The following is a 26,006-nucleotide window of genomic DNA, read 5'->3' as shown; positions in this document are numbered from 1 at the left end:
GCCGCTTAACAAATTTAAGCGGCTTTTTTATGCGCGGTTGATTGGAATGAAAACCCCGTAAAAGCTGAAATTTTACAAATGCAGGTTTAAATGCTTGATGCCTTGAAAGCCTTTTAAGCCATAGCATTTGTTAATTGAAGCTTGCGGCGTTGCAATGAAAGCAAGCAAAAGCGCCCAAAAAAATAAATGCGTAATTTGAACGTTATACAACTGAGTTTTTTATTTTTACGAAAATATTTAGAATGGCTTCATCGTTTGAAAAATACCAAAAACGCCGTTTGATTACTTCCTATTTTTCGGTGGTAATTAGCATTGCTTTGGTATTGTTTCTGGTTGGTTTGCTAGGCATTTTAGTTTTAAATACCCAAAAAGTTGCTGACCATTTTAAAGAACAAATTGCACTTACTATTTATCTAGACGACACGGCTAAAGAAGTTGAAATTAATCAACTTCAAAAATCGATTGCACTGTCTGACTATACAAAATCGATTGAATTTATTTCTAAAGACGAAGCTGCCAAAGCTTACAGCGAGGAAATTGGTGAGGATTTTATGGATTTTCTAGGTTATAATCCTTTACAAAATGCAATTGATATTTATTTTAATGCCGATTATGTCTCTGAAGTACAATTGGCTGAAATTTCACGCGATTTAAAGGAATATGAATTTGTTGACGAGATTGTTTATGATAAACCTTTAATTGCTCTGCTTAATGATAATATTAAAAAATTGAGTTTTTGGGTACTTGTAATTAGCGGTGTATTTACGTTTATTGCCGTTTTATTGATTAATAGCTCTATTAGACTTTCGGTTTATTCTAAGCGTTTTACCATTAAAACCATGCAAATGGTAGGTGCTACAAAAGGCTTTATTAGACGTCCTTTTATTTGGAAAAGTATAAAACTTGGTAGCATTGGCGGTATATTATCACTGATCGGGATGGCAGTTGTGCTTTATTACCTAGACCAAAGTTTTCCTGAATTGTACTTAATTGCTAATAAACCGATTTTAGCAGCGCTTTTTGGTGCTGTATTTTTATTGGGGTTAATCATTTCATGGTTGAGCACATTTTTTGCTACTCAGCGTTTTTTAAATTTGAAAACGGACGAACTATATTATTAAAACACCTAATGAATTAGGACTTATGGGAGAAAGTAAATTAAAACGAGAACGCAAAAACAAGCATCAAAATACATTTATTTTCGGTCAGCGAAATTATAAATTTATGGTGATTGGTCTTGCTATTATTGCCCTAGGCTTTATTTTGATGGCAGGCGGTGGCAGTGATGATCCCAATGTTTTTAATCCTGAAATTTTTAGTTGGCGAAGAATTAGACTAGCACCAAGCTTAATTTTAATTGGGTTTGCAGTTGAAGTTTACGCCATTTTAACCTCTCCTAAACGAAATTAATGGATGTTTTAGATTCTGCCATCTTAGGTATTATTCAGGGGTTAACTGAGTTTTTACCTGTTTCGTCAAGTGGCCATTTAGAGCTTGGAAAAGTTTTGCTGAGTGATGAAAGCGTACCTAAAGAATCGATGTTATTTACCGTGGTTTTACATTTTGCAACAGCCTTGAGTACGGTTGTTATTTTTAGAAAAGATATTTTTGAAATTTTTCAAGGCCTGTTTCAACTAAAGTGGAATGCCGAATTTGAATTTTCTGCAAAAATTGTATTATCAATGATTCCTGCGGCTTTAGTAGGTTTCTTTTTTGAAACTGAAATGGAATTACTTTTTGCCGACAATATTATCTTAGTCGGTTTTATGTTAGTCGTTACAGGTTTATTATTGTTTTTAACGGACAAAGCAAAGCCTACTGAAAAAAACGTAACTTATGGCAATGCCATTATTATTGGCATTTCACAAGCCGTTGCAATTTTACCTGGCATTTCAAGAAGTGGCGCTACCATAGCAACATCGGTTTTGCTTGGTAATGATAAGTCAAAAGCCGCCCGTTTTTCGTTCTTAATGGTTGTACCGCTCATTTTTGGGAAAATTGCTAAAGATTTAAGTAGTGGTGAAATATCTGCAGAAACACCAAATATTTTAGCACTTTCAGCTGGATTTATCACCGCATTTTTAACAGGCTTGTTTGCTTGCACTTGGATGATTAGCCTTGTTAAAAAAAGTAAACTTAAATATTTTGCTATTTATTGTTTTATCGTTGGTTTAGCCGCAATTTTTATTACTCAATTTCATGCCTAAATTAGATTTAAACGATTACAAAGAAGGTCAGGTTTTATGCTTTGATAAACCTTTAAATTGGACGTCATTTCAGCTTGTCAACAAGGTAAGGTGGTTAATTAAGCGCGAGTTTGAGATTAAAAAAATTAAAGTTGGTCATGCCGGAACTTTAGATCCGCTGGCAACTGGGCTGGTGATTATCTGCACTGGAAAAAAAACCAAAACCATTCAAGATTTAATGGGGCAAACCAAAATTTACACAGGTGAAATTACACTTGGAGCCACAACAGCATCTTACGATTTAGAAACTGAAATTAACCAGTATTTTGAAACACAGCATATTACTGAACAGCTTTTACACGAAGCAACTTCAAAATTTACTGGTAAAATCATGCAGCAACCGCCTATATTTTCAGCCTTAAAAAAAGAAGGTAAGCGATTATATGAATTTGCTCGAGAAGGAAAATCGGTCGATATACCAAAACGTGAGGTTTTTATTGAAGAATTTAAGATAACATCAATTAAAGACTTAGGCAATCAACAACCAAAAGTAACTTTTAAAGTGGTTTGTAGTAAAGGTACTTATATTAGAAGTTTAGCGCATGATTTTGGTAAATCACTCAATTCTGGCAGCCATTTAAGCGCATTAAGAAGAACTGCTATTGGGAATTATAAAGTTGAAAATGCACTAACTATTGAAGACTTTGAGCAGCAATTAAGCCGTTGATTTCAGTAAATCAATTAAATCGCTCGCCGTCGTTTTTCCTTTATCAGTATTATACCAGTATTGTAACTTTTCTTTAAACTCTGCTGAAAGTTGACCTTCTTTCTTTTTTTCATCTTCAACCATTTGAGTAGCTGTTGATGGTCTTGGACCCCACGTAAAATAAAGTGCTTCTTTTTCAAGATTAAAGCTAACTAACTTTGGTATGGATTTTCCGCCATTAGTTAAGAATGTCTCGATAACTTCAGGAAAATCGTCCCGAAGAATTACTTTAAAATCGATATTCTTATTAATTTCAGCAATTTTTTTCATAATGGGTAATGCTGGTGCCGCATCGCCACACCAACCTTCAGAAATGACTAGCCAAGTTTGTGGCGTAGAAACCGACTTAATAGCTTGAATTTGTTCTTGGTCAAGTTTAAAGGTTTTTTCCCAGCGCTTCATTCGGCTAAACCCTAGTTTAGAATAGTTCAAGTACATTTCACTTTGGTTGTGACCAGTTGCTTTACCTTCGTCTAATAATTGCTTAACCAAATTTTTATAGTCGCTATAAGACATAGCGTCTGATAAATATTGTTTTATTATGCTTAGTTTTGATTCCATATTAATTTTAAAATGGCAAACTTAACAAAACCTCAGCGTTGTAACTGGTGCTTAACAAATTCTTTGTACATCGATTATCACGATAACGAATGGGGAAAAGCCTGTTTTGATGATCAAGAATTATTTGAAAAATTAAGCCTGGAAAGTTTTCAGTCAGGACTCAACTGGCTGACTATTTTGAAAAAAAGAAACAACTTTAGAGCTGCCTTTGATCAATTTGACATTCAAAAAATTGCTAATTACGACTCTGCTAAAGTAGAAAAATTACTCCATAATAAAGGCATTGTTAGACATCGCGGTAAAATTGAAGCAACAATTAACAATGCTAAAGCCAGTTTAATTATAAAATCTGAATACGACAGTTTAAGCTATTATTTTTGGCGTTATGTAAATCACCAACCTATAGTTAATAATGTTCCTGACTTAAACAGTGTTGCATCGACTTCTCATTTAAGTGAAAAAATCTCAAAAGATTTAAAAACCTACGGATTTAAGTTTTTAGGGCCTACAACGGTTTATGCTTTTTTACAAAGTTGTGGCATTATAAACGATCATTTAAACGCTTGCTTCAAAAAATAAACATAAAAAAAGCCTCAAAAAAATGAGGCTTTAAAATTCATTAATTGCTGGGCATTAATTGCTTACAACGTAAGTTTCATTTTTTTGGTACGAGCTAACTTTAGCAACAGCATTGTTACGATAATCAACTTCAGAAAGGCTGCCATCGTTCCAAAAGAACCACTTGCCAACTTTTTTGCCTTCATCATATTTAGCTTGAGCTATTTTATCTCCAGTGATATCAAAAGCCTTCCATTCTCCGTGAGGCTTATCATTTTTAAAATAACCTATTTGACTAACTTCTCCGTTATCGTGAAAATAAGTCGCTTTTACTAAATCACCTTCTTTTTCTAATTTTACCTGGACATTTTCCTGAGCAAAAAGTGAAAAACTCATTAATAACGCCATAAATAAGGTTCCTAACATCTTCATAACTTCAATATTTAACAACAAATATACATTAAATTTACGTTTAAAACACATTTAGTTAACATTAAATTTACATTAAAATCATAAATAATTCATTTTCAATAATATAAATTTTAATAATTTTAATACCTTCATATATTTTGATTGCTTATTTATAAATAATTGTACTAAAAAAGAACCCCTAACTTTAAAGCTATAAAAAGTTATATTACCAGAATCTTGATTATTTTTGCAGACTTATTTTAACGAGTTAAAAGCCATGTACAGAACGCACAATAACAACACATTAAATATCAACCACGTTAATAAATCAGTAAAATTATCAGGTTGGGTACAAAAAATTAGGGATAAAGGCTTTATCATCTGGATTGACTTACGCGATCGTTACGGCGTTACACAATTGGTTATTGATGCCGAACGCTCTAACAAGCAACTTGTTGAACAAGCCAGAACACTCGGCCGTGAATTTGTGATCCAAGTTGAAGGAAAGGTTATTGAGCGTGAATCAAAAAATACGCATATTAATACAGGAGAAATTGAAGTTTTAGTCGAAAAACTAAACATCTTAAACACTTCTAAAACGCCGCCTTTTACTATTGAAAACAAAACCGATGGTGGCGAAGATTTAAGATTAAAATACCGCTACTTAGACATTAGACGCCAAGCTGTTAAAGACAAATTGATTTTCAGAAGTAAAGTTTCAATGGCCGTCAGAAATTACCTAACCCAACAAGATTTTATAGATGTTGAAACACCTTACCTTATAAAATCTACACCAGAAGGCGCCCGCGATTTTGTAGTACCAAGCCGTATGAATACCAATCAATTTTACGCCTTGCCGCAATCACCACAAACCTTTAAACAATTGTTGATGGTAGGCGGACTCGACAAGTACTTTCAAATTGTCAAGTGTTTTAGAGATGAAGACTTAAGAGCTGACCGCCAACCAGAGTTTACACAAATAGATTGCGAAATGACATTTGTTGAACAAGAAGATGTGTTACAAACGTTTGAAGGCTTAACCAAGCATTTACTAAAAGAAATTAATGGCGTAAGCATTGAAGACTTCCCGAGAATGACTTATGATGAAGCCATGAGAACTTATGGAAATGATAAACCAGACATCAGGTTTGGGATAAAGTTTGGTGAACTCAATGAAGTTGCACAACATAAAGAATTTTCAATATTTAACCAAGCGGAATTGGTTGTAGGCATTGCGATTCCCGATGGAGCAAGTTATTCCAGAAAAGAAATTGATAAACTCATCGATTGGGTAAAGCGACCACAAGTTGGCGCCAAAGGTATGGTATACGTCAAATGTAATGAAGATGGCAGTTTTAAATCATCTGTCGATAAATTTTACGATCAAGACGACTTAAAAAAATGGGCTGAAATTACAGGCGCAAAACCAGGCGATTTAATTGCTGTATTATCAGGAAAAACGAATGAAACTCGCGCTCAACTTAGTGCCTTGCGAATGGAAATGGCCGAACGTTTAGGCTTAAGAAATCCTAATGAATTTGCACCGCTATGGGTGGTTGACTTTCCGTTACTTGAATGGGATGAAGAAACTGAACGATTTCATGCCATGCATCACCCATTTACTTCGCCTAAACTAGAAGACCTTAATTTACTTGAAACAGATCCTGGAAAAGTAAGAGCTAATGCATATGATTTAGTCTTAAATGGTAATGAAATTGGTGGCGGCTCTATTCGAATTCACGATCGTCATATGCAAGAAAAAATGTTCGCCTTTTTAGGCTTTACTGAAGAAGAAGCAAAAGCACAGTTCGGATTTTTAATGGATGCCTTTCAATATGGAGCGCCACCTCATGGTGGAATTGCTTTTGGCTTAGATCGATTAGTGGCAATTTTAGGCGGACAAGAAAGCATTCGTGATTTTATTGCATTCCCTAAAAACAATTCAGGACGTGATATTATGATTGATGCTCCTGCAAAAATCAGCGAAGAACAATTAAAAGAGTTACATTTAAGTCTCATTAAAAAATCTTAACTTAATCTGAATAATAGTGGCTTAAAAATTAATTAGCATGGAAACATCTAAGCTTCAGCGATTTTTTTTTAAGCTTAACCGATTTAGAGAAAAGCATTTAAATCGGCAACAATACCTTGTTATTTTAGGTGGGTTAGTTGGCTTAGCTTCAGGAACTGTAGCTGTGTTAATGAAAAACTTAACCTATTTTGTACAGTCGCTTTTTTTTATTGAAAGCTCTAGCTATTACGACCATATGTACAAAATAGGTTTACCGATTATAGGTTTAGTTTTAGTATATGTTTTTAAAACACGATTAATTAAATCTGAAATTGGTCAAGGAATTTCAACTACCTTATATGCCATTTCAAAACGAAAAGGCTTATTTAAATATTTTCAAACTTATGCATCTTTAGTTGCTGCGCCAATAACAGTTGGGTTTGGTGGTTCGGCTGGTCTTGAAGCACCTACGGTTGTTACTAGCGCTTCGCTTAGCACGCGATTTTCTAGATATTTAAAATTAAATCAAGCCACCAAAACATTATTAATTGGCTGTGCAGCTGCCGGCGCGATGTCATCTTTATTTAAAGCACCAATTGCTGCAATTATTTTTGCTATTGAAATTTTTAGCCTTGACTTGACGCTTGTTTCCATGATTCCGCTTTTAGTCGCTTCAGTTTCGGCTATTTTAACCTCTTATTTTTTCTTCGGAAATGACTACTTACTTCAAACACAAATTACAGATTCATTTAGTTTTAGCGATATGCCTTTATACGGAATACTTGGCATATTTACGGCTTTTATCTCTATTATGTTTAGCCGAATTTATATTTCAATTTTTAGTCGGTTTAAGCGGTTTTCCTCTAAGCTAAACAGAGCTTTAATAGGTGGTGGTTGCCTGTTAATACTCATGCTACTTACACCACAAATTTACGGTGAAGGTTATGCGCTGATTAATGAATTATTAGCTGGTAAACATTTTACAGCTACAGAAAATTATGCCTTTAATCAATTTGAAAATATTTGGACTGTTATTGTATTTTTAATGCTACTATTGTTTTTAAAGATATTAGCCAGTTCTATTACTATTGCAGCTGGTGGCGTTGGCGGCATTTTTGCACCTGTTTTATTTATTGGAAGTATTGCTGGCCATTGCTTTGGTATGATTATTAATCAACTTAAAATCTTAAATCATGACATTGCTTTAAGCAACTACACTTTGGTTGGTATGGCAGGACTAATGGCAGGCGTTATGCATGCGCCATTAACAGCTATTTTCTTAATAGCCGAACTCACCAGTGGTTACAGCTTATTTATACCACTTATGATTACTGCTGCGATTTCTTATATGATTACGCAACGTTTTCAAAAACACTCGGTGTACCATTTAGAACTAGCACAACGTGGCGACTTAGTCACCCACAATAAAGACCAAGCCGTGTTAACTTTAATGGAAATTGAGCAAGTTATTGAAACTAACTTTTGCATACTTAACGAAAGCATGACGCTTGGTGAAGTAGTTAAAGAAGGCGTTATTAAATCATCTCGAAATATATTTCCAGTTGTTGATCATCAACAACAATTTAAAGGAATAATTTTGCTAGATCATATTAGAACCATTATGTTTGATCAAGATATGTATAACAAAGTTAAAGTCTACGACCTTATGCAGTCGGCACCTGATGTAATTGATTTAAGCAGCTGTAAAATGTCACTGATTATGCAAAAATTTCAGCAAACCGAAGCTTGGAATTTACCCGTTGTTAAAGAAGGAAAATATGTTGGATTTATTTCTAAATCAAAACTATTAACGGCTTACCGTCAAAAACTAATTGAAGTTACTGTTTAAAATGAAAACACTTATTAAAATTGTATTTTTTATTATTCTTGCCGCATTTATTACTGGTTTTGGCATTAGGGAGTTTGAAGACGAAAAATTAGGTGAACTTATTATTGGTTTATCTGTTTTAGCATCTTCATTTATTTTAATGCCATTGTTTTTATATCACCGATGGAAAGGTAAAAAACTTGAAGATTACACCTTAACCAAAGAACGCATGGACAAAATGCGTAATAACGATCAACTCTAATAATTTAATCTTTAAAGGTCGAATTTACTACAGCTTGTATGTAAATTTAATGCTCCCATCATCAACTAAGGATAATAATTGATGGCTCAGTTTGGGGAAGATATACAGTTGAAGTGACTAATATTCAACTCATCTTAATCACTTCAAATGAAATAAGAAAATTTTTAAAAAATATTTCAATTCAAATTAAGTCTCTCTTTTCAGTATTGTGGCTTAATTGCAAGAATTTCAATTGGTTAAAATTAAAAAAGTTTACCAACTATTTTAAATAAATTAAGCTTAAGCTAACATTGCGTCGATATTATTACTTACATTTGTAGCATTATTAATTATTTTTATTACATTATGCAAGGTAAAGTTAAATTTTTCAATGAATCAAAAGGTTATGGATTCATTACAAACGACGAAACAGGAGAAGATATTTTTGTTCACGTCACAAGTTTAAACGGTGATTCTCTTAACGAAGGAGACGCTGTTGAGTACAACGAAGAAGAAGGTAGAAAAGGTTTAAACGCTGCTAACGTACGTTTAATCTAATTGATATAAACAATTTATTTTTCAGACTTTCAAAAACGCTAAACTTCATAGTTTAGCGTTTTTTTGTATTCTTTATGTACATTGTTAAACAACAAAAAAACTCCTTTATTATAAAAACAAAGGAGTTGATGATTATAAGGTGAAAATCGTTTACTCTACGATTTCTTCTTCAGTATTATCAATTAACACTTGGCCTCTGTAGTAAAGCTTACCTTCACTCCAGTGCGCTCTATGGTATAAGTGCGCTTCACCAGTTGTAGAATCTGTAGCAATTTGTGGCATTGCGGCCTTAAGATGCGTACGTCTTTTATCTCTTCTTGTTTTAGAAATTTTTCTCTTTGGATGTGCCATTACTCAGCTATTTAATCGTTTAATAATTTTTTTAAATCTTCCCATCGAGGATCAATATCATCCTCATTTTTATCTTCTTCAGCCTTAGGCTGTAATTCGTCTAATTTATCTAAGATTTCTGAATCTAATGTTCCATCTTCAACACCTGGATGAATGCGCTTTTGCGGTATCGCTAAAACGATGGTTTCATAAATGTAATGCGCGATATTTAACTCGTAATCTGACCATGGTAAGATTAACAGGTCTTCGTTATCATCATTATATTCGTCTCCAAACTTAACCACCAACTCAAATGTATTTTGAACTGGTTGGTCGTAAGCTTCAGTAGATACATCACAATTTAAGTTGATATTACCTTTAGCTGTAAAGCTAAACTCTAACATGTTAGCTTTTTTATTCAACAAAATGGTCATATTTACTTCAGCTGTGTTGAAGTCATCATATTCAAAAAAATCAAAGAACTCGTCAGTAATTTTGTACTCAAACTGGTGTTTCCCTTGCTTTAAACCTACAAATTTAATGACGTAAGCTTCTAAATCCTTCATCATAACATCAGTTTTGAGCGTGCAAATATATTAAAATTTTTTCAACAATCTATTTATTGTTTCTATATTCTTGCGGTTTTTGTGTTTCTAAAGCGTTTTTATTCAGCCGAATATACTCCATTCGGTTTTTAAATAGCTGTATAGCTGTAAAAATAGCTTCTTGAAATGAAGAGTGATCAGCTTCACCTTTCCCTGCAATATCAAAAGCGGTTCCATGATCTGGAGATGTTCTGATTCGGTTTAAACCAGCTGTAAAATTAACACCTTTACCAAATGATAAGGTTTTAAACGGGATTAAACCTTGATCGTGATAAGCGGCTAAAACAGCATCGAATTTTTTATAATTCTGGCTTCCAAAAAAACTATCTGCGGCATAAGGGCCAAATACAAATTTACCTTCATCAACAAATGACTTTAAGGCTGGTTTTATAATTTCATCGTCTTCCGTTCCTATAACTCCATTATCACCGTTATGAGGGTTAACCCCTAAAACTGCAATTTTGGGTTCGCGAATGTTAAAATCTACTTTTAATGAATTGTGAATGGCGTTTACTTTTTGCTTGAGTGATTTAGTGGTAATATGGTTAACCACATCTTTTACAGGCACATGGTCGGTCAGTAAGCCTAGTCTAATTTGGTTAGAGACCATAAACATTAAGCTATCACCACGTAATTCTTGCGCTAAAAAATCGGTATGACCAGGAAATTTAAATTCGTCTGATTGTATTGAGTTTTTATGGATTGGCGCAGTAACAAGGGTTTGAACTTCGTTGTGTATTAAAGCTTGAGTAGCTGCTTTTAAAGACTTTATAGCATAAGAACCTACCGTTTTGTCTTCTTGCCCGAAATTGATATCAACACCTTCTCGCCAAACATTTACTACATTAATCTTGCCTTCTACAGCATCACTAGCTTTCAAAACACCGTTAAACTTCAACTTGGTTTTATAGTGCTTGGCAAAAAAAGACATCAACTTAGAGTTGGCAAAAATAACAGGTGTAAATAATTCTAATATACGTTTATCTTCTAAGGTTTTCAAAATGATTTCAGGCCCAACACCATTCATATCACCGATACTTATTCCTACTTTTATAATGGACTGATTTCTCATGAAATTAAACTATTTTTGTAGCACAAAGGTAACGAAATAATCTACAACTATGTTTACAGGAATCATTGAAGAACTTGGCGAAATAATTGCTATTCAACCTCATCAAACCAATGTTGACTTTAGTATTAAAGCCAGCTTTACTAAAGAACTAAAAATTGACCAAAGTGTTGCTCATAACGGGGTTTGCTTAACTGTTGTAGATATTAAAAACGATGTCTATACCGTTACAGCTATTCAAGAAACACTTGACAAAACCAATCTAGGCAAACTAAATGTTGGTGACATTATAAACCTTGAACGTGGTATGCGGATGAATGCGCACTTAGATGGCCATATTGTTCAAGGCCACGTAGACCAAACCGCTACTTGCCAGTTTGTAAAAGAAACTGATGGCAGTTGGGAATACCGTTTTACTTACGACACAAGTTTACACAATGTAACTATAGAAAAAGGTTCAATTACAGTTAATGGTGTAAGCTTAACTGTTGTAAATTCTGAGTTAGATAGCTTTAGCGTGGCTATTATACCTTACACTTATGAACACACCAATTTTAAACATTTAAAAGCTGGAGATACTGTCAATTTGGAGTTTGATGTCATTGGTAAATACGTGAAACGTTTAATGGAGTTAAAATCTTAATACAGTTTCCCTTTAACATCTTGATAGAATGCCCGAATTTCAGGTAAGTCTTCTTCAATCTTACCTGAAACATAAAAGGCTTCACTAATTTTCACTTCTCTTTGTTGATAGTCAAACGCAACTGAGATAATAGGAACTTCGGCTTCAAGTGCCATATAATAGAAGCCTGTTTTCCAGTGCTTCACTTTTTTTCTTGTGCCTTCAGGAGCAATAGCAAGTCTAAATTCAGCTTTAGACTTAAAAACCTCTACAACTTGAGCAACCGTGTTTTTAGATTTTGAACGGTCAATCGGTGTGCCGCCCATCCATCTAAAATAAAGACCAAAAGGCCATTTAAACAATTCTTTTTTTGCTACAAAATTAATGTTCACATTAATAATAGCTCTAGTTAAAGCCCCAATAATAAAGTCATGCCAATGTGTATGTGGTGCAACAATAACAACAGACTTTTTAATTTGAGGGTTAAATTGGCCTGTAATTTTCCAGCCTAAAATTCTATGAAACAAAAAGGAATACAAAGGTTATAAATTTGTGACTAAAGTACTAAAACTTCAACTATTATCGTGTGACTTCATCTAAGCTATAAAATAAGCGATTTTGAGCATTTGCTTGCGAACCAAAAATAGATTGAATCACTTCAGCTTGTTGATTAAATAACACCCAATGTGGTGTGCCTTCACAATTGAAGTGATTGTATAATTGATGATTTTCATCTTTATAAATTTCAAAAGGAATTTCAGTTACCGTGAAAATTGATTTAATTTCTTCTTCGGTTGAAACCCTACCAAAGTCTGAATGGATTAAAATTAAACGACAAGCAAACTCATTTTGAAGTTTGTAAGCAAAAGGAATGGCACGACCTGTACAACCCAAACATTGATTATTATAAAATAAAAACAAAGTGGGCTTTTCAGTAAAGTCGGCTTCTGAAAAATTAGCCTTTGCTCCCGAAAGCTTTTTTAAGTTATTAAGTTGTTTTACGTGTTTCACTATTTAATAAAAAAAGCAGCTACAAAGATGCAACTGCTTTTGTAATGAAACTAATTAAATTTTAAAATTTTAACTCAACGCCTAGTAAAAAGTTAATACCAGCTTGTGGATAATATCCAGCGCCTCCAATTGTTTCGGTATTACCATTGTTAACCACGTCGTAAGTATAAAAATAACCATTAGAGACATACTGCTCGTCAAACACATTATTCACTAAGCCCGTAAACACAATACTTTTAAACATCGGTGCATTGTCCCAACGATAAACCAAGTTAAAATCTGTTGTAAAAAAAGAATCTAATTTAGAAACTTCACTATCGATATTCCCCATATATTGTTCACCAACAAACTTGCTCAACAAGCCCATTTGAAAGTTTTTAGTGGGATGAAACACAAACTGGTTGGCAGCTATAAGTTCTGGTGAAAACGAAATATTGGTATTACCTAAATTTTGTAACTGCCCATCTAATTCAGCAATAAAGTCGATATTTTTGTTTTGACTTACTGCAACATTTGGCATTAAGCTGAAGTTTTTAGATAATTTAATTTGTGCATCAAGCTCTAAACCTAAACGGTAACTTTTGCCAGACGTTTCTCGAATTGGCGCACCAACATCGTCTAAAGCACCAGTGAGCACCATTTGATTGTTGTAGTACATATAATAAGCATTCGTGTTAACTTCAACCTTGTCGGTGACATAACGCCAGCCTAACTCAAAATCATCTAGCTCTTCAGCTTTGGTAATATTATTTTCAAAATCAGTTCGGCGTGGTTCTCGGTGAGCTTTTCCGTATGAGAAGTAAAATTGATTAGCCTTATCAAGCTGGTAACTTAAACCAAGTTTTGGATTAAAAAATTCATAGTTTTGATCGACATTCATCGCCACTTTGTCAGAGGTAAAACCTGAAGTTTCATAACTCACAAATCGGCCTTGAAGGTCTAAAAACGCCTGCCATTGCTCGTTAAACTTGTATGTCGCTTTCGAGAAAATAGTGAATTCATTTTTAGTACCATCGCCATTATAATAAGGATCACGAATCTCAGAATCTCCAGCAAAACGGCTCCAAATTACTTCACCAAAGTGGTCGTTAGTGTAAAAACTGTAAAATACGCCAGAATTAAGGACTAAATTCTTGTCTTGATAATTTAAATCTAAACTCGACACAAAATAATCATTATCTAACCAACGCCGTCTAATTAAGTCAGATTCTGTGCGACCTGCATTAGAAATATTATGAAAAGCCAAGTTAGCTTCATCTACATACTGTTCAAAAAATCCGCGACCATAGGTGTAGTTTAAGCTTAATTTTGAAGACCAATTACTATTTAAATTTTGGTGCCAATGCAACTGATAATGGTCTTGCTTATAATCATCTACTTCATTATCATAGTATTTTGTATTCCCTTGGGCATCAACATATTCGCCAGCAGGATTAAAAGTTCTATCATTTTGAAGTGTTTGAGCATCAATCCCAAACCAAGATTGATAAGTGATGTTATGGCCACCAAAAGTTAAGGCTTTAATATAGGTATCACCTTCAGTAAAAACCCCTTGCAAAAAATAAGATTTTAAATCTGAAAATGCCCGATCTACATAGCCATCAGATTTAATTTGAGATAAACGTCCAGAAATTTCAAACTTATCTTGAAGCAAACCAGTTGAGTAGGTTACATTATGTTTTCGGGTATTAAATGAACCATAGGAATTAGAAATACTAGCATTAGCTTCGGTTGAAGCCGCCTCGGTTAATAGATTCAAACTCGCTCCAAATGCACCAGAGCCATTAGTGGAAGTCCCAACACCACGTTGTAGTTGAAGATTTTGTGTTGAAGAAGCAAAATCTGGCAAATTAACCCAAAAAGTACCTTGACTTTCTTGATCGTTATAAGGAATGCCGTTAATGGTTACATTTACACGTGATGCATCGCTACCTCTTACTCGAATTCCTGTATAACCAACACCATTACCAGCATCAGAAGTTGAGACAACAGACGGCATAAACTTCATTAAGATTGGAATATCTTGTCCTAAGTTGCGTTCTTCAATTTCAGCTTTTGATAAATTGGTATGTGTGATCGGAGAATCGGCTTTGACCCGAACTGAATTCACCAATACTTCATTAAGTGATTCAATGGTTTTTTCCCATTTAAGATCAAACTCAGTTGATTCTGTTAGATTAATTTCAGTTTGGTAAGTATTACCATAACTGAATATAATCGTGTAATTACCTTTTTTCAAGTTCAGGCTATAAGTGCCATCTTTTGCTGAAGTTGTTGCATTTGGTTGACCTTCGGCATAAACAGTCACACCAGGCAAGGCTTTGTTTTGATAAGTGATTTTACCACTTATCGTCAAGTTTTGTGCGTAATTAAGGCCTACTGCACAGATCGCCATTAAAAACAATAATTTAGTTTTCATTCGTAAAAAATTTACGAATAAAAGGGGCAATTATTCTTTAAGTTAAACATTAAAATAAAAAATCCTGATAACCTCTTTGGTTAACAGGAGTGTCGCATGCGATTAACCAGGTTATAAAGCTGGCTATTCAATTCCCTTGGCAGCATTACCTGCCCAGGTTCATTGGGTATAATCTCAGTTTCACTTTCGCAAAACACCCCTTTGAGATGTGGTACAAAGGTAAAGAGAAGTTTTTGATATGAAAACAAGTTTTAAATTTTTTGTATTTAATTCTATAACAAATTATAATAACTAATATAGAGCTTATAATTATTGTTGAATTTTCAGTTAACCCAGACAACAGTGTTCTTAATGTACGCAAAGCAAGTTTAAACAGTAGTCAAGATTTTGAAATCTTACAATAGCTAGTTAAATCGATCTTTCTCAAACATTAATCGATTGCCCTTAGTTGAAGTATTAAAATGACCATTATTGTAAACTATAATACCATTAACAAAAGTTGTTTCAATTCGACTTTTAAATGATGTATTTACAAACGGTGTCCAACCGCATTTATAAAAGCTGTTGGCATCGATTACTTTCCAAGGTTTGTTTAAATTCACTAAACACAAATCAGCATAATAACCTTCTTTAAGATAACCTCGATTTCTTAAACGGTATAAGTCTGCCACTTTATGAGCGCTTTTATTAACTATAGTTTCTAGACTAAATACACCTTGATGATAAAACTCTAACAAAGCCACCAACGCATGTTGAACTAACGGACCACCAGACATACTTTCAAAATAATTACCTTGTTTTTCTGCTAGAGTGTGTGGCGCATGGTCAGTCGCAAAAATATCGATGTAATTATCCTTAACTGCTCTAAGCAATTCTTGTCGATTAAGTTCAGATTTCACTGAAGGATTCCATTTAATTTTAAAACCTAAACGCTCATAATCATCCGCCGAAAACCATAAATGATGAATACAAGCTTCTCCTGTAATTCTTTTAGATTTAACATCTGAACCTGCATCTAATAAAAAGGCTTCCTTAGCAGTTGAAATATGGTAAATATGTAATCTATTTTGATGTTTTTTTGCTAACTCTAAAATCTGATTTGTGGTTGCTAAACATGCCGCTTCACTTCGTATTTCTGCATGAGCACTTGGTGGAATATCAAGACCATATTTATCTATAAATTGCTCTGTATTCTTGGCAATAATGGCATCGCTTTCACTGTGTAAGGTTATAATATGTGGCGAACGTTTAAATAATTTTTCAAGGAATTCTGGATGGTTAGCCATAATGCCCTGGTCGTTATCAAAATACAAGCCATCATCGGTGAGTCCACACACATTTTCTAAGTCTGTTTTTAAAGCTTCTTCTAGGTTAGATTGACTAATTCCCATAAAGAAAGAATAATTAGCTAAGGATGAATGTTCTGCGATTTGATATTTTTGTTCTAATAAATCTTGAGTTAAAGTATTGGGATAGGTATTAGGCATGTCCATAAAACTGGTAATCCCACCAGCTACAGCGGCCATAGATTCTGTCCTAATATCAGCTTTGTGAGTAAAACCCGGTTCACGAAAATGCACCTGATCATCTATCATGCCTGGTAATACATGTAATCCTTTAGCATCAATAATATTAGCATTAGCATAAGATATATCACGATCTATTTTTTGAATGTATTGACCATCGATAAGGATATCTGCTTGGTATTGTTGCCCTTCATTAACTAAGGTGCCATTTTTAATAAGTGTTTTGTTCATAGCTTTATTGAAATTTAGCCCGTTGTAGCCTATCGTTAATACTAGCGCCTAGCCCATGGCTGGGTAAGGCTTTGGTGATAATTACATCTAACTGAAGTTGATCAAGGTCATGTAGTGTTTGGTAAAGTTGTTGGGCAGCTTCAGCTAGACTTGCTGTTTGAGATAATACTTTAATCACTTCTGCTTTATCGTGATTAAAACTGGAAAAGCTTATAACGCCGATATGTTGATAATGGGATCTTTGCTCTTCTATTTCAGCTGAAATATCTTCAGTTAAAATTAACCGTGTAGTTGGGGAATAGTGTTTTAGGTGCATGCCGGGCGACTTAATCGCTGAGTTTGATTTTGCGACTTGTACTTGGCCAATAATAGCTTCTATTGCTTCTTGAGAAACACCACCTTTTCTATAAATAATAGGCTGTTCTTGATCAAAACCAACAATGGTAGACTCTAACCCGACTTGACAAGAACCACCATCTAAAATAGCGGGAATTTGTTGGTCAAAATAAGTTAAAACATGTTGGGCCTGCGTAGGGCTAATTCGTGTAAAAGGATTCGCACTTGGAGCTGCAATTGGTGTGCCTACTGCCTTTATAAGCGCTAAAGTTAAGGAGTGATTGGGCATTCTTACCGCCACAGTTTCTAAGCCAGCGCTAATTACCTGATTAACCAACTTAGATTTAGGAAACACCATACTTAACGGTCCTGGCCAAAAAGCCTTGGCTAAGCGTACGGCTTGTTCTGGAATATGAGTCACTAATGCTTCTAATTGAGCTAACTCATGGATGTGTACAATTAAGGGATTATTTTGAGGACGTTGCTTTAAAGTGAAAATATGCTTCAGTGCTTTTTCGTTGGTTATAATAGCTGCTAAACCGTAAACTGTTTCGGTAGGAATAGCTATATTTTGGCCATTTTGAAGTAGTTTAGCACAGTAATCTACATCGGTAGTGAGTTTTGTGTTCATCAATTATGGATTACAAAAATTACAGTACATGGGATCAGAAAATTGTTGATGATTAGGATAATAGCTCTTTAAAACATAATTACAATTTTGACAAACATATTCTTGACATAAAATTGAATTGGTTGGAAACCGACAAACTGAACACTTTAAGCCTTTTTGAGTAGAGGTTACTTGAAAACCCGGTAAACAGCATTTTGGACAAATTGAATATAACTGCTTCAGTAATTTTTGAGCTGTTTGGGCAATAACCTTTTGGCGAGTAGGATTGTAACAAGCGCGCATATCCGTTTCTATATAAGCTTGCCTATGCTTAACAAGTAATGGTTCAAAAATTTTTTCTAGTTCTAATTGATTATCAATACCCTTGTGAACTTCTCTAAATTGATCTTTTCGATCTTTAAAAATTAAGGCATGTGAAGGAAACTTCACTTTTTGAGCAAACGCCTCTAAGCCATTCATTGAGCTAATAGTTTCAGCTGAAAAATTAGTCTCTAAGCTCGTGAAAGTAGCACTAACAGTAAAGTTGTATTTATAGTCTTTTAGTACAAGTAACTCTTGATTTGAGGGTAAAAAAGGAATACTAGGATGTGACCCAAAAGAACCTTCACTGGCCAAAACCAAATCAAAACCAAACTCTTGTTGAGCAGTGTCACATTTTAAAACAGCGGTTTGATAAGCATCATTTAAACGCTTAACTTCTCCCGAAAAACTACCAAACTGATTAGTGTCGATTTGATTACATAAAACTAGCTCGCATTCAAGTTTATCTTCCAATACAGGAAAAACTGCGATGTGTTTTTGATGCTGGGTCACAAAAACTAATTTTCGATGCTTAAAATAGTCGTTTGGGATTTTCATAAAGCACAAAAATAACACAAGATCTAACAAGTATTTATTTAAGTTGATTATCGATAACATAAGCTCGATTTATACAAGTTGTAAGATTTACTAAATAAAACATAAGCCATAATTTTAACTAAGGTTGAGCAACTTTAATCTGTATATTTGCGAAATTAAACTAGAGATAAGTAAGCCACTGTTTTTATGAAACACATTCGTAACTTTTGTATTATCGCACATATTGATCATGGTAAAAGCACCTTAGCCGATAGGCTTTTAGATGCTACTCAAACCGTCACCGAACGCGAAAAACAAGAACAACTACTCGATAATATGGATCTTGAGCGTGAACGTGGCATAACCATAAAAAGCCACGCTATACAAATGTATCATAAACGCAATGGCGAAGAATTTACCTTTAACTTAATTGATACACCAGGTCATGTTGATTTCTCTTATGAGGTTTCAAGGTCTATTGCCGCTTGTGAAGGTGCGCTCTTAATTGTAGATGCAGCACAAAGTATACAAGCGCAAACCATCTCGAATTTATATCTAGCGCTTGAAAACGATTTAGAAATTATTCCAGTACTCAATAAAGTAGATTTACCAAGCGCCAACCCTGAAGAAGTTACCGATGATATCGTAGATTTGTTAGGCTGCGATCGTGAAGACGTGATTCCTGCTTCAGCTAAAACTGGTTTAGGTATTGATACAATTCTAGACGCCATTATAGATCGAATTCCTTCACCAAAAGGCAATCCAGAAGAACCTCTTCGCGCTTTGGTTTTCGACTCGGTTTATAACCCTTTTCGTGGTGTAGAAACCTATTTTAGAGTTTTTGATGGCAGTATTAAAAAAGGACAAAAAATAAAATTTGTAGCGACCAATAAAACTTACAGCGCCGACGAAATCGGAACCTTAAAATTGGTACAATTTCCTCAAAAAGAAATAAAAGCTGGAGACGTTGGCTACGTAATTACTGGTATTAAAGATGCTAGAGAAGTTAAAGTTGGTGATACCATTACCGATGCCGAAAACCCAACTACAAAAGCCGTTGCTGGTTTTGAAGATGTTAAACCAATGGTTTTTGCAGGCATCTATCCAGTTGACACCGAAGACTACGAAGAGCTTCGAAACTCCATGGAAAAACTTCAACTAAACGATGCTTCTCTTGTATTTCAACCAGAAAGCTCAGCTGCTTTAGGCTTCGGGTTTAGATGTGGTTTCCTTGGGATGCTTCACCTTGAAATTATTCAAGAACGTTTAGAGCGTGAATTTGATATGACGGTTATTACAACTGTTCCTAACGTGTCATATTTAGCTTATACCAACAAAGAGCCTGAAACACCAATTAGTGTTAGTAATCCTTCAGATTTACCAGAACCTTCGACCTTAAATCGCGTAGAAGAACCTTATATCAAAGCAAGCATCATCACAAAAGCTGAATTTGTCGGTTCAGTTATGTCGTTATGTATAGAAAAGCGTGGTGAAATTACCAATCAAACTTACCTCACCCAAGATCGCGTTGAACTTAGTTTTGATATGCCATTGGCTGAAATTGTATTCGATTTTTATGACCGCTTAAAAACCGTTTCTAAAGGTTATGCCTCATTTGATTATTCGCCAATTGGCATGCGAACATCTAAATTGGTCAAGGTAGACGTCTTACTAAACGCCAATAAAGTGGACGCTTTATCTGCATTATTACACGTAGATAATGCTTATGACATCGGCAAGAAAATGTGCTTAAAGTTAAAAGAACTTATCCCGCGTCAACAATTTGATATTCCAATACAGGCGGCAATTGGAGCAAAAATTATTGCCCGTGAAACCGTAAAAGCACTTAGAAAAGATGTAACAGCCAAGTGTTATGGTGGTGATATCTCTAGAAAACGAAAATTACTCGAAAAACAGAAAAAGGGTAAAAAGCGTATGCGTGCTGTTGGTAATGTTGAAATACCACAAGAAGCCTTCATGGCTGTGCTAAAGCTTAACGATTAAAAAGTAGAATATAATCTATCGTGCTTAAATTAGTTTCCCGTTGAAGTTTCCGCACTAAATAGAATTTATCTAATCCAGATTAATTTCATTAACAAGCACATTAAAAAGTTTAGATTTAGTTTTTAGTAACTTGCCAACTGCTGAAATTTGTTTGAGCTGAGCATCAATTAGTTTATTTTCACGAGAGTTGATTAAAAAAACAGAGCTTTCTCCAAAACTAAATTTTCGCTCTTCGGCGCTTAATAGTTGACCATAGTTAGACACGATAGTTTGGTAGGTTTCTAATTGCTTATTGTAAGAGTTAATTGCTTGTTGAGTTGCATTAATTTTATTGCGAAGTTGTAAACGCTGATAATTTAAATCTAATTCGGCTTGATTAAGTTTAACTTTAGCTAATTTTAAATCGCCGCGTTCTTTTCTTAAAAATAAAGGTAATTTGAAGTAAATTCCCGCTTTATAATCATTGGTATTAAAACCCTGTAACTCGTTTACTGGTTGAGTAATAAAATTATAATTTAAATCAAGTTGAGGCTTTAACATTTCAGCCTTTAAGCGCTTATTGACTTCAAGTTGGTCAATTTTAAGATTAAGTGCTTGTAACTTAGGGTGATTTTCAATCTCAAAACTTTCAAGTTGCAATAAATTTGTCCCTAAAACATCATCTATAGCAAGATTATCAAGTTGTTCAGGTGTTACGTTTGGAGCCAATTCTAAGGGTAAGTTATCTTCAAACCATAAAAAATTAGCTAGCTCTAGACTTGCCTTAGTATAATCTAAATTGGCTTGCTCTAAGCTCAAGTCTCTATTTTGAACAATGATTTTAGCTTCAAGTGTATCAATTGTTGGTATATCACCAGCTAAAGCTCTCGATTTTATACCGTCAAATCTAACTTTGGCATTTGTTTTAAACTCTTCAAAGACTTTGACCTCTTGATAAGCCAAATACCAATTGAAATAAGTATTTACAGCATCATATAATAATTGATTAACTTGTAATTCAATTTCAGCTTGAGTCAAATTCTGTAAAATCTTAGCTTGTTTTAACTCTGCCATACGTTTATTAATAAACAAGCCTTGACCAATTGGTACACTAACTCCAGCTGCATATAGGCCATCGTCAGGTACATTATTTTGAGGGTTTAAAAACTCTCCTTCATTTTGTTCAAATCCTGCTTTAAGCTCAACACCAAACCAAGTTGGAATTTTAAAGGTTGAATTTAAAATATCGTAATACTCTTTAGAATCAAAGTTTTTAGTTTTCCAATCAACTTCAACCTTAGGGTCAAATGCACCGCGAGATTTTAACAATTTAGCTTGAGCAGCTGTTAAATTTAAGTCGGCTAATTTGGCTACTGGATGGTACTGTTTTACAAAGCCTAAATATTCATTTAAGCTAAGTTGCTCTTGTGTTTGAGCTGTAGAAACTAACCCTAAAAGTAAACCTATAATAAAACAAAAGTGACGCATTAATTTTTCGAGTTTTTGGCTTTCATTTGATTTTGTTTTGCATCAGCTGGACTATAATAGTCTGGTGGAAAGCCGTTAATTTGTCGCCATATTTCATACCAGATTGAAACATCTTTTAACAAGGCTAAGGTTTTAGCGCCTGAACCTGCTCTAATAGCGTCTGGCCATGCTTGCTCTTCTGGGTCTGGTTTTACAAGAACTCTGTATTTACCATTTTTACTTACCGTACGTGAAACAGCAACAACTTCACCGCCATAAGTACCATAAGATAAGTTTGGCCATCCTGAGAAAAAAATAGCTGGCCAACCATCAAAAATAATACGAACGTCTTCTCCTGGGTGAATTAAAGGTAAATCAATTGGCCTAACATAAGTTTCTACTGCAAAATCAATTTCAGTAGGCATAATACTAACAATTTCGGCACCAGCTTTGAAGGTCTCACCTATCCCTTTTTGAATAGCCTGATTTATAAACCCATCTTGAGGTGCAGTTATATAACGCAACCCAGAGCGCATTTCGTAATTAGATAACTGATTTTGAAGTTTTGAAACTTGTGCTTCCGTATCAAATTGGCCTGAAAGTGCTGTAAATTTATCACTTTCGGCTTTTGAAATCTTATCTTGATAATTGGCCTTAATGGATGAAATTTCAATTTTAGCATTAATAACTTTATTTTTGCTAGACAATAGTTTGTTTTCTTGTGAAATTAGTTTTGCTTGGCTCTCTTGCAATTTCAGTTTTTTGGTTTCAACGTCAGTCACTGCTTTTAAGCCTTCACTTTCAAGTTGAGCAGTTCGTCTAAATTGTCTTTCGGCTATACTTAATTGTGTTTTAGCTGCTTGAAAATCAATGCTATCGCTTTTTTGCTGAAGTCTGGCTTGTAATAGTTTATTTTGTGCTTGTTCAAGTTTGAGTTTGCGTTCTTCTTTAAGAGCAATAATTTGCTGTTCTAAAGCCTTTACTTTTGAAGTGTAAGAAGTTTGAGAGAAGCTTTTTGACTTTAATTGCGCAGAAGTTCTTTCAACCAATAAAGGGTCAAAATAGTCGCTTTTAACTTCTGAGATAAATACAATTGTATCGCCTTTTTTAACTTCTTGACCTTCTTCAATAAACCACTTTTCTACCCGACCGGCGATAGCGGACTGTACTGATTGTGGACGATTAGCAGGACTTAATGTTGTTACAGAACCATTACCTCTTACATTTTGCGTCCAAGGCAAAAACATAACAATAAGAAACAAAATCCCTAAAGCTGTCATGATTTTGTTAAAGGTAATATACCGCAAGCGTTGCTGGACAAATTGCATAGACTTAGTCTTGTTTAAGTCTGCAACTTTATTAATTTTAGATTTAGAGATATTAAGCATGATTAAGCATCTAGTTTTCCGTTAATTAAATTAATCTGTCTTTTGCAATATTGTTTCCAAATGGCTTTACGACTTACAACCACGATTGTCCAAGGTTGAGATTCTTCAAACAAATAGCTTAAAATTTGTTCAGTCTCATTAGGCTCAAATTCGTTTAGTGGGTCTTTTAAAACCAACAACTTTGGCTTTGAAATAACAGCTCTTGCCAGCATTATTTTTTTTGAAATGGTATACGATAATTGCTGTCCGTCGGTTGAAATGATGGTTTCTATACCTTGAGGCTGAGATTTTACAAAGCTTTTTAAGCATAGTTTTTCAAGAACTTCATTGAGTGCTTCATTTGTAATATCAGGATTGTTGAAGCTAATATTATCTCTTATACTTCCTTCGAAAGGTAAATTATTTGGTAGAACATGACCTACAAAAGATCTGTAATGCTCGAAATCTATATTTTGAATATTATGATCATTCATGTAAAATTGGCCACTAGTTGGCATAATTAAACCTGCTAACAACTTTAAAAAAGTAGTTTTACCTGCGCCACTTGGACCATAAATATAGGTATGCTGTTTCGGTGCTAAATCAAAACTAATATTAGATAAAACTTGACGCTGAGATTTATCATATACTAAATTGATGTTTTGAAGTTCTAAATTAAAATCAGTTGAATTTGAAAATGGCGTTAAACCCGCTTGATTTTCAAGTGGTAAATCAGTAATCTGACCTATTTTTTCTAATGAAGTTAAAACATCATAAACATTCTCTAAACCTAAGATTAGTTTTTCAACTGAAGTAATCATTAATAAAATAACAATTTCAGCAGCGACAAACTGACCTATATTCATTTGTTGATTAATCACTAGCAAACCTCCAATAATTAATAACGCACCTGTTACTAAAGCTTTAAAACCAATCATTTTAAAGAATTGCAACTTTAAAATTGAAAAGTGACTTTCGCGGGCATTTAAGTAATCTAGTGCTAATTTGTCATTTTTTTTACTTGACAATGAAAAGCTATCTGACACTTTAAAACTTTCGTAACTGCGGGCTACTTCTTCTATCCAATGGGCAACTTTATATTTAAATTTAGATTCATTTAAACTTGTTTGCAAACCTTCAGGCACACTAAACTTAAAAACAACATATAGCAGTATTACCAATAAAACGCCAAATAAAATGAAAAACGGATGGTAAAACGATAGTAATATGAGTCCGAAAATAATTTGTAATAAAGCGGCTGAAAAATCAATGAGCATTTTTGGAACGCCTTTTTGAACAATCATTGTATCAAAAAAACGGTTAGCTAATTCTGGTGGATAATAACCTTCAAAAGCTTCAGATTTAATTTTTGGAAATCGATAAATAAACTCAAAAGATGAGCGTGTAAAAATACGTTGCTGCAAATCTTCAGCAATTCGTAACTGCATAAATCGAAGTATGCCTTGAAAAATAACGCCAATGAGCACCAAGCCGATGAGCACCATTATTGAAGCGTTAAATTGGCCGCCTTGAATTAAGTTAATAATAGCTTGAATACCAAGCGGTAAAGACAAACCTACTAAACCGGCAAAAGCCGCGTATAGCAAAATTTTATAAATATCTTCTCGCTCTAATTGCATTAAGCTAAGCAAGCGTTGCCATGGAGTGTTATTATTTTGAGCCATTGGTCATACGGTTTAAAAGTCGTGAAATCATTTGGTTGAAAAAATCGAAAACTTCGCTGTTTGAAGCAGTATCACTAATCGATTTAAAATGTGCCGAAATGAAAAATTGATGTAAAGAACCATCTAATATAGTTGAAGCTAGTGACTTCGGAAATTTAAAACCTGAATCGACTAATTGAATCATTTCAGCTATGCGTAATACTAAACGTTTATAAATACTAAAATTGCCCTCACTATTATCTTCATCGACATGTTTTTGATGATAAGACTTTGTAAATTCTGCTATGATAATATTACGCAAATTATTTAAGTTAATATGGGGTTGTGTGGAAATACTTTCTGGGTTTTTGGTCACAATTTCTACCGCTTTATATAAACGCTCTTCAGGATTTTGAATGGCAGTTGTTTCAACCACTAAACGATATTCTAAAATTCCCCAGTATAAGGCCGAAAGGTATTGTAAAAGCTTTTGCTTATTTTCAAAATATCGGTAAATTGAACTTTCGTTAGATTGTATTTCTTGACCTAACTTTTTAAAATTAAACTCTTCAAAACCTAGCTGATCTATCAAAACAATACTATTTGATAGAATACGCTGCCCTAATTTTGAACTTTCAGGATCCTTAACGTATAAGCATTCACTGATATTAATTCTGATATTTGAAAGTAAACTTTCCATTTATGAAACATTACTTTGCAAATTTAATAGTATTACTATTATTATTATCTTAAAAACATCATAATTGTTTATTTATCCTTTATATCAT

Annotated in this window: 26 protein-coding genes; 11 read left to right on the top strand and 15 right to left on the bottom strand. The window is 34.0% G+C overall.

What is annotated here, in order from left to right; all coding sequences use genetic code 11:
* Positions 1-242: 242 nt before the first annotated feature.
* From BUB82_RS10240 to truB, 4 genes are read left to right on the top strand one after another with little or no spacing between them, the layout of a single operon-like run.
* Positions 243-1,121, top strand: coding sequence for a cell division protein FtsX (locus BUB82_RS10240; RefSeq protein ID WP_073193529.1), 879 nt, complete (start codon positions 243-245; stop codon positions 1,119-1,121).
* A 22-nt stretch (positions 1,122-1,143) separates the two neighbouring features.
* Complete coding sequence (locus BUB82_RS10235; RefSeq protein WP_073193528.1) at positions 1,144-1,410, top strand: DUF3098 domain-containing protein; 267 nt, start codon at positions 1,144-1,146, stop codon at positions 1,408-1,410.
* On the top strand, positions 1,410-2,207 hold the full coding sequence (locus tag BUB82_RS10230) for an undecaprenyl-diphosphate phosphatase (RefSeq protein WP_073193527.1): 798 nt from the start codon (positions 1,410-1,412) through the stop codon (positions 2,205-2,207). The genes BUB82_RS10235 and BUB82_RS10230 overlap by 1 nt, the downstream gene beginning before the upstream one ends.
* A complete protein-coding gene (truB, locus tag BUB82_RS10225; RefSeq protein ID WP_073193526.1) occupies positions 2,200-2,913 on the top strand; it encodes a tRNA pseudouridine(55) synthase TruB in 714 nt (237 codons plus the stop codon). Before BUB82_RS10230 ends, truB begins: the two co-directional genes overlap by 8 nt.
* Here truB and BUB82_RS10220 read toward each other — a convergent pair.
* Positions 2,902-3,513, bottom strand: coding sequence for a thioredoxin family protein (locus BUB82_RS10220; RefSeq protein ID WP_073193525.1), 612 nt, complete (start codon positions 3,511-3,513; stop codon positions 2,902-2,904). The two genes, truB and BUB82_RS10220, sit on opposite strands and share 12 nt — an antisense overlap.
* A 12-nt stretch (positions 3,514-3,525) precedes the next feature.
* On the opposite strand from BUB82_RS10220, the gene BUB82_RS10215 reads away from it, so the two are divergent.
* Entirely contained in the window at positions 3,526-4,092 is a 567-nt protein-coding gene (locus tag BUB82_RS10215; protein WP_073193524.1) for a DNA-3-methyladenine glycosylase I, read from the top strand.
* 54 nt (positions 4,093-4,146) lie between these two features.
* Here BUB82_RS10215 and BUB82_RS10210 read toward each other — a convergent pair whose 3' ends face one another.
* Positions 4,147-4,503, bottom strand: coding sequence for a toxin-antitoxin system YwqK family antitoxin (locus tag BUB82_RS10210; protein WP_073193550.1), 357 nt, complete (start codon positions 4,501-4,503; stop codon positions 4,147-4,149).
* Between the two features lie 256 nt (positions 4,504-4,759).
* On the opposite strand from BUB82_RS10210, the gene aspS reads away from it, so the two are divergent.
* From aspS to BUB82_RS10190, 4 genes are all read left to right on the top strand, one after another.
* Entirely contained in the window at positions 4,760-6,514 is a 1,755-nt protein-coding gene (gene aspS, locus BUB82_RS10205; RefSeq protein WP_073193523.1) for an aspartate--tRNA ligase, read from the top strand.
* Between the two features lie 37 nt (positions 6,515-6,551).
* Entirely contained in the window at positions 6,552-8,342 is a 1,791-nt protein-coding gene (locus BUB82_RS10200; protein WP_073193522.1) for a chloride channel protein, read from the top strand.
* Position 8,343: 1 nt separating this feature from the next.
* Positions 8,344-8,583: a hypothetical protein gene (locus tag BUB82_RS10195; protein WP_073193521.1), complete on the top strand. Its 240-nt coding sequence runs from the start codon at positions 8,344-8,346 to the stop codon at positions 8,581-8,583.
* Between the two features lie 345 nt (positions 8,584-8,928).
* Entirely contained in the window at positions 8,929-9,120 is a 192-nt protein-coding gene (locus BUB82_RS10190) for a cold-shock protein (protein WP_073193520.1), read from the top strand.
* A 150-nt stretch (positions 9,121-9,270) separates the two neighbouring features.
* Here BUB82_RS10190 and rpmF read toward each other — a convergent pair whose 3' ends face one another.
* The 3 genes from rpmF to pdxA are packed head-to-tail and all read right to left on the bottom strand — an operon-like array spanning position 9,271 to position 11,127.
* Positions 9,271-9,471, bottom strand: coding sequence for a 50S ribosomal protein L32 (rpmF, locus tag BUB82_RS10185; protein ID WP_073193519.1), 201 nt, complete (start codon positions 9,469-9,471; stop codon positions 9,271-9,273).
* 11 nt (positions 9,472-9,482) lie between these two features.
* A complete protein-coding gene (locus tag BUB82_RS10180) occupies positions 9,483-10,019 on the bottom strand; it encodes a YceD family protein (protein WP_317041058.1) in 537 nt (178 codons plus the stop codon).
* A gap of 46 nt (positions 10,020-10,065) precedes the next feature.
* Positions 10,066-11,127 (bottom strand): 4-hydroxythreonine-4-phosphate dehydrogenase PdxA, encoded by a 1,062-nt coding sequence (gene pdxA / locus BUB82_RS10175; protein WP_073193517.1) that lies wholly within the window; start codon positions 11,125-11,127, stop codon positions 10,066-10,068.
* Between the two features lie 49 nt (positions 11,128-11,176).
* On the opposite strand from pdxA, the gene BUB82_RS10170 reads away from it, so the two are divergent.
* Positions 11,177-11,767, top strand: coding sequence for a riboflavin synthase (locus tag BUB82_RS10170; RefSeq protein ID WP_073193516.1), 591 nt, complete (start codon positions 11,177-11,179; stop codon positions 11,765-11,767).
* Here the strand turns inward: BUB82_RS10170 and BUB82_RS10165 are convergent.
* The 6 genes from BUB82_RS10165 to BUB82_RS10140 form a co-directional block, all read right to left on the bottom strand.
* Positions 11,764-12,273 carry a 1-acyl-sn-glycerol-3-phosphate acyltransferase gene (locus BUB82_RS10165; protein ID WP_234949783.1) on the bottom strand — a complete coding sequence of 170 codons (510 nt, stop codon included), beginning with the start codon at positions 12,271-12,273 and terminating at the stop codon, positions 11,764-11,766. The two genes, BUB82_RS10170 and BUB82_RS10165, sit on opposite strands and share 4 nt — an antisense overlap.
* Before the next feature lie 52 nt (positions 12,274-12,325).
* Positions 12,326-12,757: a TlpA family protein disulfide reductase gene (locus BUB82_RS10160; RefSeq protein ID WP_143185678.1), complete on the bottom strand. Its 432-nt coding sequence runs from the start codon at positions 12,755-12,757 to the stop codon at positions 12,326-12,328.
* 61 nt (positions 12,758-12,818) lie between these two features.
* The gene (locus BUB82_RS10155; RefSeq protein ID WP_073193513.1) at positions 12,819-15,176 is read right to left on the bottom strand and encodes a TonB-dependent receptor; all 2,358 of its coding nucleotides are present in this window, start codon (positions 15,174-15,176) and stop codon (positions 12,819-12,821) included.
* Positions 15,177-15,580: 404 nt separating this feature from the next.
* On the bottom strand, positions 15,581-16,933 hold the full coding sequence (locus BUB82_RS10150) for a dihydroorotase (RefSeq protein WP_073193512.1): 1,353 nt from the start codon (positions 16,931-16,933) through the stop codon (positions 15,581-15,583).
* 4 nt (positions 16,934-16,937) lie between these two features.
* Positions 16,938-17,900: an L-threonylcarbamoyladenylate synthase gene (locus tag BUB82_RS10145; RefSeq protein ID WP_073193511.1), complete on the bottom strand. Its 963-nt coding sequence runs from the start codon at positions 17,898-17,900 to the stop codon at positions 16,938-16,940.
* A 3-nt stretch (positions 17,901-17,903) separates the two neighbouring features.
* Positions 17,904-18,818: a DUF6671 family protein gene (locus BUB82_RS10140; protein WP_143185677.1), complete on the bottom strand. Its 915-nt coding sequence runs from the start codon at positions 18,816-18,818 to the stop codon at positions 17,904-17,906.
* A gap of 126 nt (positions 18,819-18,944) precedes the next feature.
* Here BUB82_RS10140 and lepA point away from each other — a divergent pair, with 126 nt between their 5' ends.
* Positions 18,945-20,741, top strand: coding sequence for a translation elongation factor 4 (gene lepA / locus BUB82_RS10135; RefSeq protein ID WP_073193509.1), 1,797 nt, complete (start codon positions 18,945-18,947; stop codon positions 20,739-20,741).
* Positions 20,742-20,810: 69 nt separating this feature from the next.
* Here the strand turns inward: lepA and BUB82_RS10130 are convergent, their stop codons facing one another.
* The 4 genes from BUB82_RS10130 to BUB82_RS10115 are packed head-to-tail and all read right to left on the bottom strand — an operon-like array spanning position 20,811 to position 25,918.
* Positions 20,811-22,208, bottom strand: a complete 1,398-nt coding sequence (locus BUB82_RS10130) for a TolC family protein (protein ID WP_073193508.1) — start codon at positions 22,206-22,208, stop codon at positions 20,811-20,813.
* Complete coding sequence (locus tag BUB82_RS10125) at positions 22,208-23,575, bottom strand: HlyD family secretion protein (RefSeq protein ID WP_073193507.1); 1,368 nt, start codon at positions 23,573-23,575, stop codon at positions 22,208-22,210. The genes BUB82_RS10130 and BUB82_RS10125 overlap by 1 nt, the downstream gene beginning before the upstream one ends.
* A gap of 2 nt (positions 23,576-23,577) precedes the next feature.
* Complete coding sequence (locus tag BUB82_RS10120; RefSeq protein WP_073193506.1) at positions 23,578-25,239, bottom strand: peptidase domain-containing ABC transporter; 1,662 nt, start codon at positions 25,237-25,239, stop codon at positions 23,578-23,580.
* Positions 25,226-25,918, bottom strand: coding sequence for a TetR/AcrR family transcriptional regulator (locus BUB82_RS10115; protein WP_073193505.1), 693 nt, complete (start codon positions 25,916-25,918; stop codon positions 25,226-25,228). Before BUB82_RS10115 ends, BUB82_RS10120 begins: the two co-directional genes overlap by 14 nt.
* Positions 25,919-26,006: the final 88 nt, after the last annotated feature.

The organism is Psychroflexus salarius, from assembly GCF_900129035.1.
Classification (GTDB): domain Bacteria; phylum Bacteroidota; class Bacteroidia; order Flavobacteriales; family Flavobacteriaceae; genus Psychroflexus; species Psychroflexus salarius.
Note: the sequence above shows the minus strand (reverse complement) of the source record. Positions and strands in the feature narration are given on the sequence as shown.